The sequence below is a fragment of the Dyadobacter chenhuakuii genome (assembly GCF_023821985.2).
GTDB classification, from domain to species: Bacteria; Bacteroidota; Bacteroidia; order Cytophagales; family Spirosomataceae; genus Dyadobacter; species Dyadobacter chenhuakuii.
Map to the genome: position 1 here is coordinate 781,071 of NZ_CP098805.1, position 18,782 is coordinate 799,852.

23 protein-coding genes are annotated in these 18,782 nt (G+C 45.8%); 11 read left to right on the forward strand and 12 right to left on the reverse strand.

Annotated elements, in window-relative coordinates; translation table 11 throughout:
- Positions 1-94 precede the first annotated feature (94 nt).
- Complete coding sequence (locus NFI80_RS03265; RefSeq protein WP_235164911.1) at positions 95-1,279, forward strand: acetyl-CoA C-acyltransferase; 1,185 nt, start codon at positions 95-97, stop codon at positions 1,277-1,279.
- Between the two features lie 6 nt (positions 1,280-1,285).
- Here NFI80_RS03265 and NFI80_RS03270 read toward each other — a convergent pair whose 3' ends face one another.
- Positions 1,286-1,789, reverse strand: a complete 504-nt coding sequence (locus NFI80_RS03270) for a GtrA family protein (RefSeq protein WP_026629989.1) — start codon at positions 1,787-1,789, stop codon at positions 1,286-1,288.
- 163 nt (positions 1,790-1,952) lie between these two features.
- Between NFI80_RS03270 and NFI80_RS03275 the strand changes: the two genes are divergently transcribed.
- Positions 1,953-2,471, forward strand: coding sequence for a hypothetical protein (locus tag NFI80_RS03275; RefSeq protein ID WP_235164909.1), 519 nt, complete (start codon positions 1,953-1,955; stop codon positions 2,469-2,471).
- An 11-nt stretch (positions 2,472-2,482) separates the two neighbouring features.
- The gene (locus NFI80_RS03280) at positions 2,483-3,019 is read left to right on the forward strand and encodes a hypothetical protein (RefSeq protein ID WP_235160206.1); all 537 of its coding nucleotides are present in this window, start codon (positions 2,483-2,485) and stop codon (positions 3,017-3,019) included.
- Here NFI80_RS03280 and NFI80_RS03285 read toward each other — a convergent pair whose 3' ends face one another.
- The 3 genes from NFI80_RS03285 to NFI80_RS03295 all read right to left on the reverse strand — a co-directional run bounded on the left by NFI80_RS03285 (position 3,020) and on the right by NFI80_RS03295 (position 6,221).
- On the reverse strand, positions 3,020-3,955 hold the full coding sequence (locus NFI80_RS03285; RefSeq protein WP_235164907.1) for an SMP-30/gluconolactonase/LRE family protein: 936 nt from the start codon (positions 3,953-3,955) through the stop codon (positions 3,020-3,022).
- A gap of 154 nt (positions 3,956-4,109) precedes the next feature.
- A complete protein-coding gene (locus NFI80_RS03290) occupies positions 4,110-5,615 on the reverse strand; it encodes an alpha-amylase family glycosyl hydrolase (RefSeq protein ID WP_235164905.1) in 1,506 nt (501 codons plus the stop codon).
- A gap of 27 nt (positions 5,616-5,642) precedes the next feature.
- Entirely contained in the window at positions 5,643-6,221 is a 579-nt protein-coding gene (locus tag NFI80_RS03295) for a Maf family nucleotide pyrophosphatase (protein WP_235164903.1), read from the reverse strand.
- A gap of 154 nt (positions 6,222-6,375) precedes the next feature.
- Here NFI80_RS03295 and NFI80_RS03300 point away from each other — a divergent pair, with 154 nt between their 5' ends.
- Both NFI80_RS03300 and NFI80_RS03305 read left to right on the forward strand, forming a co-directional pair.
- Positions 6,376-6,834, forward strand: a complete 459-nt coding sequence (locus NFI80_RS03300; protein WP_233797809.1) for a MarR family winged helix-turn-helix transcriptional regulator — start codon at positions 6,376-6,378, stop codon at positions 6,832-6,834.
- A 76-nt stretch (positions 6,835-6,910) separates the two neighbouring features.
- Positions 6,911-7,522, forward strand: a complete 612-nt coding sequence (locus NFI80_RS03305) for a YceI family protein (RefSeq protein WP_233797810.1) — start codon at positions 6,911-6,913, stop codon at positions 7,520-7,522.
- Positions 7,523-7,611: 89 nt separating this feature from the next.
- On the opposite strand, the gene NFI80_RS03310 is transcribed toward NFI80_RS03305, so the two are convergent.
- Positions 7,612-8,061, reverse strand: coding sequence for a type I restriction enzyme HsdR N-terminal domain-containing protein (locus tag NFI80_RS03310; RefSeq protein WP_026629997.1), 450 nt, complete (start codon positions 8,059-8,061; stop codon positions 7,612-7,614).
- Positions 8,062-8,111: 50 nt separating this feature from the next.
- On the opposite strand from NFI80_RS03310, the gene NFI80_RS03315 reads away from it, so the two are divergent.
- From NFI80_RS03315 to NFI80_RS03325, 3 genes are read left to right on the forward strand one after another with little or no spacing between them, the layout of a single operon-like run.
- On the forward strand, positions 8,112-8,885 hold the full coding sequence (locus NFI80_RS03315; protein WP_026629998.1) for an AMP nucleosidase: 774 nt from the start codon (positions 8,112-8,114) through the stop codon (positions 8,883-8,885).
- An 8-nt stretch (positions 8,886-8,893) separates the two neighbouring features.
- Positions 8,894-9,265, forward strand: coding sequence for a globin domain-containing protein (locus NFI80_RS03320; RefSeq protein ID WP_233797811.1), 372 nt, complete (start codon positions 8,894-8,896; stop codon positions 9,263-9,265).
- 43 nt (positions 9,266-9,308) lie between these two features.
- Positions 9,309-9,497, forward strand: coding sequence for a hypothetical protein (locus NFI80_RS03325; RefSeq protein WP_235164901.1), 189 nt, complete (start codon positions 9,309-9,311; stop codon positions 9,495-9,497).
- Here NFI80_RS03325 and NFI80_RS03330 read toward each other — a convergent pair.
- Positions 9,494-9,838 (reverse strand): toxin-antitoxin system TumE family protein, encoded by a 345-nt coding sequence (locus NFI80_RS03330; protein ID WP_235164899.1) that lies wholly within the window; start codon positions 9,836-9,838, stop codon positions 9,494-9,496. The genes NFI80_RS03325 and NFI80_RS03330 overlap by 4 nt on opposite strands.
- Positions 9,813-10,136, reverse strand: a complete 324-nt coding sequence (locus NFI80_RS03335; RefSeq protein ID WP_252172095.1) for a hypothetical protein — start codon at positions 10,134-10,136, stop codon at positions 9,813-9,815. The genes NFI80_RS03330 and NFI80_RS03335 overlap by 26 nt, the downstream gene beginning before the upstream one ends.
- A gap of 39 nt (positions 10,137-10,175) precedes the next feature.
- Between NFI80_RS03335 and NFI80_RS03340 the strand changes: the two genes are divergently transcribed.
- Both NFI80_RS03340 and NFI80_RS03345 read left to right on the forward strand, forming a co-directional pair.
- Positions 10,176-11,594 (forward strand): CCA tRNA nucleotidyltransferase, encoded by a 1,419-nt coding sequence (locus NFI80_RS03340; protein WP_235160213.1) that lies wholly within the window; start codon positions 10,176-10,178, stop codon positions 11,592-11,594.
- Between the two features lie 24 nt (positions 11,595-11,618).
- Positions 11,619-11,819, forward strand: a complete 201-nt coding sequence (locus NFI80_RS03345; RefSeq protein ID WP_026630003.1) for a hypothetical protein — start codon at positions 11,619-11,621, stop codon at positions 11,817-11,819.
- Here NFI80_RS03345 and NFI80_RS03350 read toward each other — a convergent pair.
- On the reverse strand, positions 11,809-13,095 hold the full coding sequence (locus NFI80_RS03350) for a DUF2851 family protein (protein WP_235164895.1): 1,287 nt from the start codon (positions 13,093-13,095) through the stop codon (positions 11,809-11,811). The genes NFI80_RS03345 and NFI80_RS03350 overlap by 11 nt on opposite strands.
- A 133-nt stretch (positions 13,096-13,228) precedes the next feature.
- Here NFI80_RS03350 and mtgA point away from each other — a divergent pair, with 133 nt between their 5' ends.
- Entirely contained in the window at positions 13,229-13,915 is a 687-nt protein-coding gene (mtgA, locus tag NFI80_RS03355; protein WP_235164893.1) for a monofunctional biosynthetic peptidoglycan transglycosylase, read from the forward strand.
- Between the two features lie 174 nt (positions 13,916-14,089).
- Here mtgA and NFI80_RS03360 read toward each other — a convergent pair whose 3' ends face one another.
- From NFI80_RS03360 to NFI80_RS03375, 4 genes are all read right to left on the reverse strand, one after another.
- A complete protein-coding gene (locus tag NFI80_RS03360) occupies positions 14,090-14,659 on the reverse strand; it encodes a hypothetical protein (RefSeq protein ID WP_235164892.1) in 570 nt (189 codons plus the stop codon).
- 209 nt (positions 14,660-14,868) lie between these two features.
- Positions 14,869-15,708 (reverse strand): endonuclease/exonuclease/phosphatase family protein, encoded by an 840-nt coding sequence (locus tag NFI80_RS03365; RefSeq protein ID WP_235164890.1) that lies wholly within the window; start codon positions 15,706-15,708, stop codon positions 14,869-14,871.
- 71 nt (positions 15,709-15,779) lie between these two features.
- On the reverse strand, positions 15,780-17,000 hold the full coding sequence (locus tag NFI80_RS03370; RefSeq protein WP_235164888.1) for a metallophosphoesterase family protein: 1,221 nt from the start codon (positions 16,998-17,000) through the stop codon (positions 15,780-15,782).
- 36 nt (positions 17,001-17,036) lie between these two features.
- A complete protein-coding gene (locus tag NFI80_RS03375; protein WP_235164886.1) occupies positions 17,037-18,767 on the reverse strand; it encodes a RagB/SusD family nutrient uptake outer membrane protein in 1,731 nt (576 codons plus the stop codon).
- Positions 18,768-18,782 lie beyond the last annotated feature (15 nt).

The following is an 18,782-nucleotide window of genomic DNA, read 5'->3' on the forward strand; positions in this document are numbered from 1 at the left end:
ACAAACTTCTTCTTTTGTGGATTTGGTGCTTGTTAACATGAATTTGTCAGGATAGTTTTTATTTTTGACGATCTCATCATACAAGCCAATGACCATGAAAGAGGAAGTTTTTATTTTGTCCGCAGCCCGAACGCCGATAGGCAGTTTCGGTGGAAGTTTGTCTGCTGTTCATGCTGCAAAGCTGGGTGCGACGGCTATTCAGGGCGCTGTTGAAAAAGCGGGTGTCTCTTCGGAGCAGGTTCAGGAAGTGATTATGGGCAATGTGATTTCTGCCAATTTGGGTCAGGCGCCTGCGCGTCAGGCTGCGTTATATGCCGGTTTGCCTTCCGGTGTGATCTGCACGACGGTCAATAAAGTATGCGCTTCGGGCATGAAGGCCGTGGTTTTTGGGGCGCAATGCATTCGGCTGGGCGATGCGGATCTGGTAGTGGCAGGTGGGATGGAGAATATGTCGCAAGTGCCCTATTATCTGCCCAAAGCCCGAAATGGTTATGGTTATGGAAATGGCGAGATCATTGACGGATTGCTGAAAGATGGTTTGGTGGACGTTTACGACCAGATCGGAATGGGCGTTTGCGGCGACCGGACGGCTGAAAAATATGAGATTTCAAGAGAGGAGCAGGATGCTTTTGCCATCCGGTCCTATACAAAAAGTGCGGAGTCAACGGCAAGCGGCTTTTTTAAAAATGAAATAGCAGCAGTGGAAGTGCCTTCGCCGAAGGGTGGAGAGCCTGCGATTGTTTCTGAGGATGAGGAATTTAAGAAAGTAAAATTTGAAAAAATCCCTTTTCTTAAACCTGCTTTTTCCAAAGACGGAACAGTGACCGCGGCAAATGCTTCCACCATTAATGATGGCGCTTCGGCACTGGTTATTGCAGGAGGAGAATTTGTCAGAAATAACAACATTACACCCCGAGCCAGGATCGTCGCCTATGCCGACGCGGAACAGGAACCGGCCTGGTTTACGACAACGCCCGTTCTGGCCACACAAAAAGTTTTGAAAAAAGCCGGACTGTCACTTTCCCAGATTGATTATTTTGAAGTGAATGAGGCGTTTGCTGTGGTGGCGCTGGCTTACATTAAAATGCTGGAACTTGATATAGACAAGGTAAATGTCTTTGGAGGGGCTGTTTCGCTCGGCCATCCGCTGGGTTCTTCGGGATCGCGGATCATCACGACATTACATTCTGTTTTGGAACAAAATAACGGGCGTTATGGCCTGGCGGCCATCTGTAACGGCGGCGGCGGTGCTTCGGCAATTATAGTTGAAAGATTGTAGGGGAAATTAGCGGATAAGGACTTTGAGGCGGTTGTAAAATCCTGTGCTTTTGAAGGTGAAGGTTTTGTGCAAAATATAATTACTCACAAAACTAAAACCCATTCCCGACACATATGAGCCCATTTCGGTGATGTTAACCTGTTTTTTTCCAAATGGAAGCTTCACAATGTAGATGTCCATGCCTAAAACTTCGGTTGCCAGCTTGAATGATCCTAATGTGAAAATCTTCGTGACGCCCAGTGATATTAAAGCAACGATTAAGAACTTCACCATTTCCCGGCGCGTCTGATTACTGCGGCGGGCGTCAAATGCAAATAATTTGGTAAGGATAAAACCGACAACAAATCCTACTAAATAAGACAATGTGATGGACTCGCTCCATGTCACATCGAACCAATCCTGGATTAAACTGCTTGAAACAAGTTGTATAACTGCCCCGGTGCCCGCAACAAGAAAATACGCTATTAAATCTTTGGCATTGAGAATTTTATCCTGCTTTACTTGGGCCACTTGAGAGTTGGTTAATGGACTGCCGGGAACAATTGTGACCCAATATTAGAAAGAAAATGATCCTGAAACAAAAGCAGAATCGTAATTTGAGCAACTGGAAATGGAAGGCAATGTCATTATTATGGCACTATTTTTGTCCTCTTTACAATTTTGAATAGTGATTATGAAAAAAATTCTTACGCTCGTTTCTCTGTTTTTTATCGCATCCCCTGCCTTTGCCCAGACTCAAAAATGGGCCGTCGGATTTGAAGTCGGTGAGCCCATCGCCGTCAGCATTCGTAAATACGGCGAACGTAATGCGCTGGATATCAGTATCGGAACGTACATTGGTTTGTTCAAAAGCAAAGATAATTACAAAGTTAGCAATGACGATCTGGGCGGTGTAGGCGTTATGTTCAATGGAACGTATCTTTGGTATGCGCCGTTTTTTAACGAACGGATGATTGCGTATGCGGGTCCGGGTGTGCAGGTGAATTCGCGAAGATATTACCCAGACCGGAATGTGAAATCAGTTTATACAACCAACATTTCAACAGGGCCGTCGGCCACAGCGGGGCTGGAATTCTTTTTCTCACAGAAACCTGCTTCATTTTTCGTAGAAGGCGGTGGTTATCTTGAATTGATTCCCAAGTTTTTTTACTTCAATCCCAATCTTAGCATTGGATTAAGACACAACTTTTAACCATCAAAATCGTGAAAAACATTTATCTTATCTGCTGTATGGCCGCTTTGACGGTGATCGGCTCATCGTGCTCCCAGCAATTACAACGTCGCTACGACCAGCGCCACGGCACATCTTCCGGCAGTACTGATGCTTCCGACCGTTCGTACGACAGCGATTATCGCTCCAATAACGGCACTTACAAAAGAGATTATGACCGCGTTCTCAACGAAACGCCGCGCAGCGATAATGCGGTTTCAGCCGGAAGCTCGGATTACAACCAGCAGCTGATCGCCCAATATCAGGAAATGGACAAGCTAGGCGAAGTGGTGTTGTATGAACTGGACAACCTGGAAAGCCGCTATAATGTGCTGATCAACGAATACCGGACGGCCAAATCTTCGCAAAAAGGCGTTTTGGCGGATCAGCTGGACAGGATTAGCGCGGACCAACTGGTTCTTTACAGGGCGTATACAAACATTTACCGCAATGGCAAAACCAATTGGGCTTCCGTAAAACGGGATGTAGAGAATGATCTGCGATCGGTTCGGCGTGTTGCGGACCGCTAATTACCAGCCCGCTCCTTTGGTGTTTGTTTTGACCCTGCACACATAACCATCCACGGTCATATATAATGTAGAGCCATCATTTCCCCAGGCACAGTTGGAGGTCAGCTCGCCCATTTCAATCCTGCCTATCAGCTTTCCAGCCGGGGTGATAATGAGCATTCCGCCAGGGCCGGAGGACCAGAGGTTTTCGTCTTTGTCTATTTTTAAACCGTCCGGAAGGCCCAGTTTTCCCGCTTTTACCATAGGTGTAGCGTCGTAAACGAGTTTTCCTTTTCCTGTAACATTGCCGCTCTCATCCACATTATAGGCCATGATTATGGCTTTTTCAGGATCGGATTGGGCAATGTAGAGCACTTTCCCGTCAGGGGAAAAAGCGAGCCCGTTGGGCCTGGTAAGGTCGGGGATTTGCAGGCTTACTTTCCCGTCTTTTGCAATGCGATAAACGCCGAATTGTTTGGTTTCTCTGGTGGGATCTTTATGCTTTTTAGCAAGCCCGTAAGGTGGATCGGTGAAGTAGTAACTGCCATTCGTATGCTCTGTCACGTCATTTGGACTATTAAATCTTTTGCCTTCGAACTGATCCGCAAGCGTAACTTTTCCTCCCACTTTTAATGAAACTGCTGAAATGCGGCGATCGCCGTGCTCGCAGGAAACAAGCCGTCCCTTGCTGTCGATGATCAGGCCGTTGCTGCCAGGCTCATCGCTGTAAACGCCCCGGCCTGTATAACCCGAAGGTTCCAGGAAGACCGACAGACCGCTTTTTTCATCCCATTTATAGACCTTGTTTTTAGGCACATCCGAAAACAGCAAAAAGCTGCTGTCCTTCACCCAAACCGGCCCCTCGGACCATTCAAAACCCGAAGCAAGCACTTCGACTTTCGCGTCTTTGGCAAGCAGCTTCTCAAATGCAGGATCTTCGTAAATGATCTTTCCCATGGTGGGATACGATCTTTGGGCAAAACCAGATACCGAAAGCAATAGGAGAGAACATAGGAATGGCGCGCAAAGCTTCATGTTTCCGAAGTTTATTTAGATTACAACCTTAATATGGAAGAAAGAAGTGGATACACCGCATCCTACTGTACGGATTTCACGAATGAGAAGCCAGAATAAGGCTGCAATGTGGCGCGAGCTGCATGTTTTGTAATATGCCAGAATGTTGGGGATCGGTTGAAAAAAGGATGTGCTTGAAGTCAGCTTTATCGTCGGGCATCAGGATAGGCTTGTCATAACTGCTTAAATTATGAATGATAACCAGCGATTTATCCACATGCGGCCGGAAATAGGAGAGCATCTGATCGTCTTGCAGGCACACGCGGTGGAGGTTCGGCGCAAAGATCTGGCTCAGCGCCGGCTCGGACTTCCGCAGATGTATCAATGTTTTATAATGATTGTAAACCGAATCCGGATCTTCCATTTGTACAGACAGCGGCACGACGGTTTCTTTTTTTGAAAATTGGGCATCAATCCAATTGGTGTTTCCGCTACTTTCCAGGTCATCGGACCAGATAAAAGGCTCGCGGATATATGGATCGGGCTTCGTGCCTAGCATGCCGATTTCTTCTCCGTAATAAATGTACGGCTGGCCGGGCAATGTCAGCAGAATGCTTGCCGCCATCTTAATTTTCTCTTTATGGTTGCCGGTGACACTCGCAATCCGGTCCTGATCATGGTTGGTAAGCATGATAGCGTCCACAAAAAGCGGGTTATATTTTTCAAAAACCGCATAACTGGATTGCAGCTTCTCAACAATGTCTTCATCCTTTTCGCCGATAAGCATACGCTGCAAAGCGAAACTGAGATCAAAATGAAAAGTGGCGTCCAGATAACGGAAATAGGGTGCTACTTCTTCTGTCTCCGCCCATACTTCACCAACCGTAAATGCACCCGGCTTGATATCCTGCACGAGTTTTGAAAAATATTGCCAGAATTCAACACTTAAATGTTTCTCCCATTCCGGGTAAACGTGCCGGGCGGCATCCAGGCGAAAACCGTCTACACCTACGTCCACAAGCCAAAAACGAATAATCTTTTCCAATTCTTCCCGTAATGCCTGCGAATGGTAATTGAGGTCGGGCATGCCTTTGTAGAACAGGCCGTAATACTTTTCCAAATCTTCGGAGTTCTCGTGCCATGGATAAACCACCTGCGAATCGTCCGAGGTTTCCCTTTCTGAAATTCCCAGGGCTTCGATTTGTGTGGGCGTCATCCACCAGTAGAATTCGCGATAAGCGTTCGCCGTGTTTTTACGCGCTTCGGAAAACCACGGGTGGAGCGTGCTGGTGTGGTTAATGATCAGGTCGAGGTAAATTTCAATGCCCCGCTCACGCGCACTGGCGAGCAGCTTTTTGAAATCATCCATTGTCCCGAATTCCGGTTCAATGGCATAATAATCCGTCACATCGTATTTATGATAACTGGGCGACGGATGGATCGGCGTGAGCCAGATTGCCTCTATGCCGAGGTCGGCCAGGTAATCCAGTTTTGAAGTAATGCCATTTAAGTCACCAATCCCGTCGCCGTTGGAATCGCAGAAAGAACGGACAAATATCTCGTAGCAAACCCTCGGAATAAATCTTGACTTGTCTGCAATCATATGAATGTTGCCCGAAACCGGACCGGCTCAGCGGATGAAATAAGGTTTCAGCAATTTATAAACAATATGCACCGGTAAGCCCATAATCGTGTAAAATGATCCCTGAATTTTTTCAACCCCAACCATCCCGATCCATTCCTGGATGCCATAGGAACCGGCTTTGTCGAAAGGCTTATATTGGTCAATGTAGTGCGTTAACTCCCAATCTTCCAGTCTGCTGAATGTCACTTCCGCAACATCTGACACAGTCTGAATGCTGTTATCATCCAGCAAACTCACCGATGTAATCACCGTATGCGTCTTGCCGGACAGCTTTTGCAGCATTTGAAATGCCTCCTGAAAATCGGCCGGCTTTCCCAGGATTTCATGATCTGCGACTACAATCGTATCCGCGGTCAAGACCATGTCGTCCGGCCGGAGGCCGAGGAACATTTCTGCCTTTTCCCGTGAAATATAATCGGCAACCGCTTCGGCTGGTAATGTGGCCGGGAATGTCTCGTCCGTTGGCAGCACTTCCACAGTAAAATCAAATCCTGCATCTGCCAGCAACTGCTTGCGGCGCGGTGAATTAGAAGCGAGTATAAGGGGTTTTTGTAACTGAATCATTTAAGGAAAAAGGGAAATGACGCTGATAATCAATGTATTTAAGTTCTGTTAGCAGATATTTTAAAAATTCTTTCACATGCATGAACCATTCATGAGAATATTGATGTTACTACATTAAATGTATATACATCATAATTACATTTTGTCGTCAGCTATGTCTATTGAAACTGATATAAAACAAAAAAAATTTCGAAGCGCCTATCAGCGTCTTGCATTGAACCTGGTTTATACAACCAACTGGCTGGAATCCAAACAACTTGAATTTTTTAAAGGGCACGACATCACCAGCCAGCAATATAATGTACTTCGGATCCTGCGCGGACAGCAACAAAATCCGATCAAGGTAAGTGACATTACGGAAAGGATGTTGGATAAAAATTCTAATACATCGAGGTTAGTGGATAAGCTGTTGGCCAAAAACCTTGCAAAACGATCATCCTGCCCCAACGACAGGCGCGCTGTGGATGTGTTGATTACCGAAGACGGCTTGAAATTGCTGGAAGAACTTGATCCGTTCGTGGAAGAATGGGAAAACCGTTTCAATGTGATTTCCAGCGAAGAGGCAGACCAGATCAGCGCTTTGCTTGACAAACTTCGGGAATCAAATAAGTGATAATGAGCATGAATACCCAAAAATGAATAACCCAATAATTTAATTACAATCAATTAATCCAAAAATGAAAACTACAATGAAATCCGTTAAATTCTTCCTCGCTTCTGTTGCTGTTGCTTTGTTTGTATCAGGCTCTGTTTCAGCTGACGACAAAGTTAAAAAAGCAACTAATCTGAAAGTAAACACTTCAAAAAGTGAGCTTACCTGGGTAGGCAAAAAAGTCACTGGTGAGCATACCGGCAAAATCGCTTTGAAAGAAGGCACTATCGTTATGGACGGCGCTAAATTGACAGGCGGAAAATTTGTTGCCGACCTGACAACAATTACAAACACCGATCTTACCGACAAAGAATACAATGGCAAGTTGATCGGCCACTTGAAATCTGACGATTTTTTCGGCGTTGAAAAACACCCAACTGCAACATTCGTAGTAACGAAAGCGACACCAAAATCAACTGGCGTTTACGAAGTTACGGGCGACCTGACGATCAAAGGCATTACAAAACCTGTAACTTTTCCAGTAACTGTTAAAACAACGGCAACTGGTGCAGAAGCAACTGGCAAAATTGTTGTTGACCGTTCGAAATACGATATCAAATACAACTCCAAGTCTTTCTTCGAAAACCTTGGTGACAAAATGATCAACGATGATTTCACGATTGACGTGAAACTGGTTGCTTCAAAATAATCAACTGAGTTTTAAGATTTTCATGGCTAAGATTGTTAACCTGTCCGACCTTTTGGTTGGGCAGGTTTTTGTTTTTTATACCAAAAAAATCAGTTGTTGAATTCCCTGTATTTTGGAAAATCATCCATAAAATGAATCTGTCCGTTCACCGCTTTGAAGCAATAGTGGGCCATGCCATTGGTAACAGCCAGATATTGAGGTTGTAATGTGAAGTTGTATCGGCTGATCTGCGCAAAGGTGGCATCATTCACAGTAATGAAAGGCGCTTTGCATTCCACCAGTAAAAACGGAAGCGATTCGCCGGACAGGACCATAATGTCCGTCCGTTTCGCTAATGTATTGTATTGCAGGCCCGTTTCTACGGCGAAAAGGGATTTAGGATAACCATATTCTGTGATCAGCAAATGAATAAAATGCTGCCTTACCCATTCCTCCGGCGTGAGCGACACGAATTTCCTGCGTATAATGTCGAAAATATGCGGTTTCCCGTTAACGTGCTTAACTTTGTAAGCAAACGTCGGGAGGTTCAAAGATTCCATGAACGAAGATACACATCACAACAAACGCAGCCAATAAACTCATTGAATTCATGACTACTAAGGAACAAATCGTCGAAAACTGGCTGCCGCGCTACACTGGTACGGCCGTTGAGGACTTTGGAAGTTACATTCTGCTGACCAATTTCGGGAATTACGTGACCATGTTTGCGGAGAAATTCAATGTTGAGGTAAAAGGACAGGGGCGTGCGATGCAAACGGCTACTGCTAAGGATATTACCATCATTAACTTCGGCATGGGAAGTCCAATGGCTGCGACAGTGATGGACCTTTTATCTGCCATTAGTCCAAAAGCGGTTTTGTTTTTAGGTAAATGCGGCGGCTTGAAAAAGACCCAGGTAGGCGATCTTATTTTGCCTATCGCAGCCATTCGCGGCGAAGGAACCAGTGATGACTATATGCCTTCGGAAATTCCTGCATTACCATCATTCCGCCTGCAAAGCACGGTTTCGGCCAGTATTGCCAAGAATAAAATGGATTACTGGACCGGAACGGTTTACACCACGAACCGGAGAATCTGGGAACATGACGACAGCTTCAAAGAATATCTGCGCGATATCCGCGCTATGGCCATTGACATGGAGACGGCTACGATTTTTATTGTCGGTTTTGCCAATTCCATTCCGCATGGCGCATTGCTTTTGGTATCCGACAACCCGTTGGTTCCGGAAGGGGTAAAAACAGAGGAAAGTGATAAAAAAGTGACTACTAATTATGTCAAAATGCACCTTGAAATCGGCATTGAATCATTGACGGAACTGGCGAGGTCCGGTGCGTCTGTGAAACATCTGCGATTTGAAAATTGATCAGCAAAATGAGTGAAGCTACATTATATGAGCGCATCGGCGGCGATGCGGCGCTAAGGCAATTAACGGATAAATTTTACGACCTGGTTTTCAATCATGAGTTGATTTCCAGGCTGTTCAAAAGTGATAAAGAAGAAATAAAGGAGAAACAGCGCCTCTTCCTCACCCAATTTCTAGGCGGCCCGCAACTCTACTCCGACATTCACGGCCACCCCATGATGCGCGCCCGCCACATGCCCCACGTCATCACCGAAGACGACGCCGTAGCATGGCTGCAATGCATGTCCGAAGCAGTAGGAACGCTCCCCATCAGCAAGGAGCTCAAAGACGAGTTATTCGACCGTTTTCCCAGGACAGCATTTTTCATGGTAAATCGGTGAGTTGTTAAAATTTTGTTACCAAACTTTGTTTTTGCGTCTAACTATGAAAACGAACACAAAAACAACTTACATGATGACTGTGAAGATTTTAAATGAGCATGACTATCGTGCAGCCCTAGAAAGAATGGAGATCATTTTTGATGCAAAAAGTGGCACCAGGGAAAGCGACGAGGCTGATTTGTTGGCAGCAATGATTGATGAATTTGAGAAAGAAAATTATCCGATTCATTAGGTAGCCAGCTCTTTTTTAATATATTCAAAAACATCGTCTAGGGAAATATCAGTGCTTTCCTGAACGGTCCCGTCGGCTCTATGTTTATGGTGGGGAAAAGTCGGCAAGTTTGGGAAGTGCGGCGCGTTATCCCAGCGTATAAGCAAATCTCCGTTTTCTTTTTGCCAATGAAATGCATATTTCCTGCGGTTTGCCTCTACGTATTCTCTTACATAAAGCGATGTATCGTTATGAAATCTGATTTCCAGATTAATATAATAGCTCTCAGAAAATTCGCGGAAGTCATTAATTGTATAGGAAGCGACGAAACGCTTGTCATCCAGCCACTTGAAAATCTCCATTCCTGATATCAGCTATTTTTGAATCTATTTCTGACAGGAACTGAGTATAGGCTTTCCATTCGATAAGATCGTCCCAGGCTTGGAAATCCTCAGACGTTGCAGTTTCAAGCTTGGCTTCAAATGCTTTAAGATCAGCGTTATATTTCTTTTCAAGAAAATTAATTTTATCCTGAAATTGCTGCCTTTGAGCTAAATAATCCAACAAAACCCAATTGCCGATTTGTTTTTTAGTCAGCGTAAGCATAATATTTTTGTAGCCGGTTTCTAACAAATTTAAATATTCCGAAAGGTTAAACAAGTTTTATCAGACATTAGTTAAGTTCTTTACCTTTGCCGCATGAATTTTAAAGAGCAGTTAATCCAGTATCCGATTCTTGAAATTGTGGCGAAGGCTGCGGCGGAGCTGGGGGTGGAGGCATATGTTATCGGTGGATTTGTAAGGGACCTGATACTCAAAAGGAATAGTAAAGATATTGACATCGTTTCGATCGGGAGCGGCATTGAACTGGCCGAAAGTGTTGCCAGCCAGCTCGGCCCCGACGTTTTTGTGAGCATATACAAGACCTTCGGCACGGCGCAAATCCGCCAGGGCGATCTGGAAATCGAATTTGTAGGGGCGCGCAAAGAATCTTACCGCGCGGATTCCCGGAAACCCGCAGTGGAAGACGGCACATTGAGCGACGATCAGAACCGGCGTGATTTTACAATCAATGCCATGGGGATCAGCCTTAATAAGGGAACATTCGGTGAGCTCGTGGATCCGTTTGAAGGGATGCGGGATATAAAAAGAAAGATCATCCGAACGCCGCTGGAACCGGAGATTACATTCTCCGACGACCCGCTGCGTATGATGCGGGCGATCCGCTTTGCCAGCCAACTTAACTTCGACATTGAGCCCAATACATTCGACGCGATCATTAAAATGAAGGATCGCATTGAGATCGTTTCGATGGAGCGCATTTCGGATGAACTGAATAAAATAATCCTGTCACCAACACCTTCTTACGGTTTCAAGTTGCTGTATCACGCAGGCATTTTACAAATCATTTTCCCGGAAATGATCGAATTGCTTGGCGTGCAAACCATTGATGGCAAGGGACATAAGGATAATTTTTACCATACATTACAAGTGCTGGACAATGTGTCCCAAAACACAGATGATCTTTGGCTGCGCTGGGCAGCGATCCTGCACGATATTGCGAAACCTGCCACCAAGAAATTTGATAAACGCGTCGGCTGGTCATTCCATAACCACGAGGAAGTAGGTGCGCGCATGGTGCCCGTCATTTTCCGGCGGATGAAACTGCCTTTGAATGAAAAAATGCGTTTTGTTAAAAAGCTTGTGCGATTGCATTTGCGGCCCATCGTTTTGTCCAAAGAAGAAATAACAGACTCCGCCATGCGACGCCTGCTCGTGGAAGCGGGAGAAGACATTGAGGCATTGATGAAACTCTGCCGGGCCGACATTACTTCCAAAAACCCCGATAAAGTAAAGCGCTTCCTGCAAAACTTTGATCTGGTGGAACAGAAGTTGAAGGACCTCGAAGAACGCGATAAGCTGCGCAACTTCCAACCCGTTATTACGGGCGAAATGATCATGCAAGCGTTCGGCTTGAAACCGGCAAAGGAAGTCGGCATCATCAAAGAGGTGATACGGGAGGCCATTCTGGAAGGCATTATTCCAAATGAATTTGATCCCGCATACGCGTATATGGTGCAAGAGGGCGAAAAAATGGGCTTAACTTTACAATCATAAAATCTGACTCCTCATTACAATTAAATGGAAAATAATACGCAGTTTAAACGCTTCTTCGGCGCACTTCTCACTATCCTGGGCATTTCGGTTCTGCTTTTTGCCTGCATCGCATTTTTATCCGACAAGCCCGTTCTGGGACTTACCGTTTCCAAGTGGGAATCCGTGGTTCCGTTTCTGGTTGGCACCGTGTTTTTGCTTACCGGTGTGAACCTTGTTAAGGGCTGACCGAGCGCACCAGTGTGGCTCCAACTGTGCATTCCAGACATTTCCGGAATGTACAGTAATTGTTATACCACTCTATAAGCGCCTGAGAATCAGCGGCGGTCTTGACATTCATTCCTAATATTTCCCACTCCCGCGTAATGCGGTTTTTTTCTGCGCCGATTTCCGACAACCAATAAATGGCCTTTTCCAGCAGTTCGGGCTGTTGCCGGTGCTTTGCATAGGCGACCAAAAGTGGCACAGCGCCATTGACAATCAGTAAGTTTGCTGAGTCTTTTCCCAGAAACGGCACCTTACCTTTTGATTTTTTACCAAAAAGATAATGGTCCTGCCAATAATCCGACTGCTCTATCTGGAACATGGCCTGCAAGTTCGAAAACGACTGCGCAGATATAATCTCAGGAAACAGATTCCCGTTTTTATGCAGCAACCGGGCAAATTGAGCGAGGCGAACCGTTGGGAAACCAGCAGGCCGCATCCGCAGGTTCTTCCATTCATGACCATTCATTTGCTGATCTTTCAAACCATATTTCGCACTCAAAAATTGATGTTCCGCTCGTAGCTGACGAATGTAAGGGTCATTGGAGTCGGCGGGGATGAGTCCTGCACAACCGAAAAGCAATGCTTCAATCTGGTTGACTTTTTCGCGGTGTTTCCGGATTATTTTCCAGGGAACAATTTCAGTAAGCCGCGCGAATGGTGCTTCATTTAATTTAAAACCAAAATGCCTGCCCAACCATTGATAAGCCGTTTCTTCCCAATCGTTGTTGTTTTTACTTAGTAAATCCATCACCAGCGCGGCTTTCCGATCGAGCCTTTCGAGCAGTACGCGGTCGAGCATTCCGTATTTTTGTATGTCGTGCACCTGCGCGAACATGGATGCACATGGAATCGTCTCGGTTTCATCCTGCAATGTCGCATATCGTTCCAGAACCGATTGATTGACGATGTTCTTTAATGTCAGAGTCGGCAGTAATGTGCCGTCCCGCCTTATAATGGGCCGGTCATTTTCCCACACCACATGCAGGATCACTGTTTCATATGCAGGATCGGTTTCATGGTTATGCAGAAACCAGTCGGAGGATTTAACATGTATTTCAATGCTTCCTATCCATTGACAATCTTCGATATTGACCCGCGCTTCGGAAAAATCAGGGCCTGCATTGGCGTTCCTGTGGCCTGTTCGGAGGATGGAGAGCTTGCTGCCTTCATCGGTGCAAAGGGCTTCGTTGGCGAAATATTGGAATCGCCATATAAAACTCAGGATATCTTCATTCATCGCATTTAGAATTAGCGTGTGTAGAAATATTTAATGTAATGGCCTTTATTTTCTTTGTCTAAACCTGATTAGTTTCTGTTCTTTGTACGCTGATGTTTTGGTTTGGTCACAGGTTTTTGAAGTAAAAAGTTTTATGCTCCGCCGTTTGCAATTTATTGCGCTTAGAATTCTCATTGTTTTTTTCGTTCTTTCAATCTTTTGGGTGCTGGTTTTGAAGTTCTTACCGGTTTGGGTAACGCCATTTATGCTATCCAGAAAAATCGAAGCGTTCCGGGCCGACGAGGACACGGAAATCCATCACGATTGGGAGCCTTATGAAAATATTTCAAAGGAAGTTGCGCTGGCGGTTGTAGCATCCGAAGATCAGAATTTCCCGAACCACTGGGGATTCGATTTTGACCAGATCTATAATGCAGTGACAGAGAAGCGGAAACGCGCGCGCGGAGCCAGTACGATCTCGCAGCAGGTTGCCAAAAACGTCTTCCTATGGCATGGCAGAAGCTTTGTCAGGAAAGGTTTGGAGGCTTATTTCACTGTCTTAATCGAAGTTATCTGGGATAAAGAGCGCATTCTGGAAGTCTATTTGAATGTTGCAGAAATGGGGAGAATGACATTTGGCGTAGAAGCAGCCTCATTAAGATACTACAAGAAATCTGCCAAAAAGCTATCCCGCGCCGAAGCCGCCCGCATCGCCGCAGTGCTCCCAAACCCCGTCCGTTTCTCGATCAAAAACCCATCCGGCTACGTCCAAAAACGAACCGGTCAGATCGTACGGCAAATGCGGTATCTGGGTGGGCAGAAGTATATTGCGGATTTGTGAAGCAAGTGCATCTATAAATCTTAATTCTAGGGGAAATAAAAATGACCTGTCATAAATGGCAGGTCATTGGTCTATTACTTGGTTACGTTGTCCGAGGACAAGAGGCTTTTCCAAGCATCGCACACAAAAATATCTATGTTTGGCGAACAAAAAAAGCGCTGATGCATGTCAATTTCAATTCCCCCGACTTTTCTCTTTCAAAAACTTGTAAGTCCGGTGCCTTGCCAGGGCTGGGTTGAGTTTTTCGAATAATCCTTGGCTTTTGAGCGCGTACCAGTTGATTTTCAAGAGGTAAAGGCTTACGAATGAGCTTAGGTTGCTTTGGATGAAGGTGCTGGTTTTGGTTTGGAGGTCCAGGCGTTCGAGGGCTTGCAGACCGCGCCAGTAATCGATGCTGTCGGCTTGGGACCTGTTTCTGGCGCGTCCTTCACCGGCGGTGTAGATGAGCAGGCGGTCGTCGGAGGGCTTTTGAATGTTATTCCAGTAATCCCGCCATTCTTCATTGCTTCTGGAATTGCTGACGACGGATCTTGAAATGTCCGTAGTGTCGAGCTGGATCTTTACACCATTTTCAAGAAAAAAGAAAAGCTGGCCTTTCAGCTGGGAAACCTGCATTTGGTACAGGTTGGGAACCAAGTCCTTTTCCATGAGCAAATTAATGCTGTCCTGGCCGAGCTTGATCGAATGTACAGTTGCTGCGAAGCCTTTTTCCCGGGTCAATAAAATGGCCTTGCGACCTTTCATTTGTTCCGGGTTGACAATTTTTATTTTAATAATCTGACCAAAAGCAGGGGATAGGAGGAAGAAAAAAGCAATAACCCGGAGGAAACATTTGGTCATCTTGCAACGGAAATTTAGACGCAGCCGGCTTTAAGTGGCCGGCTTTTGACAAGTAAATTAGGAAAAAAATCCCAGAATCGATTTGCCAGAAGCCGGCACGCGGACCGCGTCTATTACTTGATCTCAACCTTGATCAAAACAGGCTGGTGATCAGATGGGTAACGTTGCTCTTTGGCATCTGTTAGAACGCCGTATTTAAGCACATTAATGTTCTTGCTTACAAAAATATAATCGATGCGTTTGTCCATAGCCGCGTCAAATTTGAAACTGTTAAATGTTCCTTCCGGACCGTAAGGAGGCTGTTTTGTAACCTCATGCGAATCGTTAAGCAATCCTTGGATGGTCTTAATCTGCTCGGTCTCAGGCGTTGAGTTGAAATCACCTGTAAGGATAACCGTAGATTTTCCGGCGATCTCGCTGATCTTCTTCACCATTAAATGACCCGATTGTCTGCGGGCCTCAACACCCTGGTGATCAAAATGAACATTGAAAAAATAGAATTCTTTTTTGCTTAGCAAATCCTGAAACTTGACCCACGAAGCAATTCTGTTACAGCAGGTTGCGTCCCAGCCCTTGCCAGGCTTGTCGGGTGTTTCGCTAAGCCAGAAATCGCCTGATTGCAGGGCTTTGAAACGGTCTTTTTTGTAAAAGATGGCCGAATGTTCTCCGCCTTCCTTGCCATCATCCCGGCCTTTTCCGTAGAATATGAATTCTGTCAATTCGGCCACATCTTTTAATTGACCTATCAGTGCTTCTTGTACACCGAAGATGTCAAATTCATGGAACCGGATCAACCCTTTCACATTTTCCTTGCGGTTGGGCCAGGCGTTTACACCATCATTCGCGGTGTTATAGCGGAGGTTATAAGAGGCAACATTGATCGTATTTTTTTGCGCAAAAGTGCTTTGCGATAATGCTAACATCAGGGAAAGGGCGAAGGCGATTTTTTTCATTTAAAACTTATGATTTGTGAACGGAAGCAAAGTTAATAGGCTTGCCGGTTATTGATATTTTGACTGCGTGATCATTTTCCCTTTTTTGCAAGCAGAAACTTTCCGACCACTTCGCCATCGTCCCGGATCATTTTCAGGTCAAGGTGTTTTTTGGTCGCATGCAGTTTGATCAATGTTCTTTTGCCTTCCAGCGGGCCCCCGCCGATCACAATCGGATAATTGTGCGTTGCGTCCGGCTCGTGCGTGGCGTAGCGGTGCGTATGGCCGGAGATCTGCAAGTCGATTTTTGCCTTGTTCAAAACCGGGCCGAAAAGCTCGCGACAATGTAATGTTCCATGCCAATCCCCGGAATGGTAAGGCGATATGTGGATGAGGACGATCCGGAAATCGGCTTTCTTGAAATCCGTGGATTCCACTTCTTTTTCCAACCACTTCTTCTGAACCTCACGATAACGGTCAAAGGCCGAAAGTCCGCCATATTCCACGCTGTCATCCGTCTTGTCCTCCCCCGAATCCAGGACCACGAACCGCACCGGTCCGCGCGTGAAAGCATAGTAATATTTGTTTTCGGGATAGGCATAATAAGCCGGAATATGCCTCGAAAAGCTTCCCCGGCATTCATGATTTCCCTGCGTGAGGATAAATGGGATTTCGGAAGCAAATATGTCCGTTGCGGGCTTGATCAAATGGTTAACCATCTGAATTTCTTCGGTTACCCAATCAAAACAATCGCCGTTGAAAACCACAAAGTCATAATCGCGGTTGTTACCCGTATAACCGTGGCGGTAAAGGAGTTGCGGGATAATTTGCGGACGGTCGTGAATGTCGTTGAAGATTACCATTTTAAACTCTTCCTCATTTTCAGCCGGTGTTTTGAAGCCAAACATCGCACTGGCAATGGTGTCGCCAAACTCAACTTTCGAGCCTTTATAGCCCGTTATTTCCGTGGAAACAATTTTGTATTTGTGCTCCGTGCCCGCATTTAATCCGCTTAATGTCACCTTATTGATGCGATTATTAGCTTCAATCAGTCCGTTGTTATAGCCAAATTCCCGCTTGCTGGTGTAAGTCCCGGCCCCGTATTCGACCCAGCTGAAACTGTTTTTATGCGTGATCCACATGATGGTCACCTCGTTGGTGCCCATATTTTGTAAATAAGGGCCCGCCACGAAATGGTTTTTTTCTTCTAACGAAGCATTGGAGTCGCCGGCTTGCGCAGCAGATAATGGCAAGAGGCTCAGCGCGCCGATCTGCGACATTTTTTCAAGAAACGACCTTCTGTCTGAAAGCATATTTTATGGGTTTAGGAATAGATGCAAAGCTTAAAGTTACTTCCAGTTTGGATTCTGGGTGAGGTTTGGATTCAATAGCCTTTCCTGTGTGGGGATTGGATATAGGTAGTCCTTGTTTTCGTCAAACTTTTTGGTAATGTGGCTGTTGATAACAATGTTCCCTCCTTTATTGCCATTTTCCAGAAGGATCTCGCTGCCGAGTTTCAACAACTGCGCGCCGGGAACAGCCGGCTTCGTGCCTTCATAAATGACAAGGTCAATCTTTCCATTCTTATCCAGATCGTAATTTCCTGGACCGGGAAAATACATTCCTTTAAACTGTTTCGTGAGCAACTGGCCTTCTTTCCACCGCACAATGTCATCCCAGCGGAAGAAGTTTTCCATAACCAGCTCAATGCGTCTTTCCCGGCGGATTTCCAGGATCACGCCTGTATTTTTGCCGGTCAGCTTTGTGTATTGTGCGGCCTGGTAGGGATCCGGTTTTGCATTGGCAGTCGCCATATTAATGTTCACCATGCCCACGCGGTCGCGGGTGAGTTTGGTAGAAATGTCCAGGTCAGCCTGCGTTAATGTGCCCTTTTCTGCTTTTGCTTCGGCGTAATTGAGCAGCACTTCGGCATAGCGGAAGATAGGCATGTCGGTAATGTCCTTCCCGAATGTGTCCCATTTTGGCTCCGAAACAAATTTGATCAGCTGGTAACCCGTAACCGTTGCTCCGAACTCTGGAACAAGCGGGGTTGTTTCGCCAATGCGCGTATATCCCGGCGTGCGGATCGTCTGTGTAAGGCGTGGGTCGCGGTTCTGGACTTCGTCATAAAACTGCATGGTTTCGTAGCCCTTTATGTCGGTAAACCGGGAGCCATCAGCCATTAAATAGCTGTTAACGAGCTTCTTTTCCAGTCCGGGCTTTCCGTATGATGCCGTCATGGTATAATAGTTCAGGTTGTGATAGACCTGCAATGCATCGCTGAAATCGCGCGCCAGGATCACCTCGTCTGCAATCGCATTATCGGATGCGAAAAACATTTGGTAAGCCGTTTTAGGGGTTGATTTATAAATGCTGTATCCGCTGTTTTTCATGAGATCTTCCGAGGCCGTAATGCAGGCATCCAGGAATTTCTCCGAATCGGGAAGGTTGAATTCGGTGTGATATTTCCGGAATGTGCCCTCATATAACCCAATTCGGGATTTCAGAGCCAATGCAGTCCATTTTGTAACGGTGCCGACTTGTCGAGTAGCTTCAAGATTGGCGATTGCGAAGTCAATGTCTGCCATTACAGAGTCCATTACTAACGTTCTAGGATCGCGGGCTTTGTTCAGCAATGCTTCATCTCCTGCTTCAATCGGGCCGCTATACCAGGGCAGGTCACCGAATCTTTTGACCATTTGAAAATAAAAATAAGCCCGGAAAAAACGCGCGACGCCATTGTATTTGGCCACTGCTTTGGGGTCCTGGACTTTGCCGGAATTGGCCACGAAGTAATTAATGTTTCTCAACTCAGTCCAGCCCCAGCCGCCGCCACTTGTAGGCACGATACGCGTTCCCTGTAATTCATCGCGCAAACTGTTTTTGACCACATTATCAACGTCTTCATTGTAAACATCTTCCGCGCTCGGCAGCATGTTATAGAATGAATTGGTATAAAGCAGCAGGTCGTTTTCAGTTTTGAAAAAAGTTTCGGGAGAAATGGCGTCGAGCGGAAGCCTGTCGAGGTCGCACGAAGCGAGCCCGATGGCCAGGGTCATGATATATATCAGCTTTTTCATGTGATTTCTTTTAAT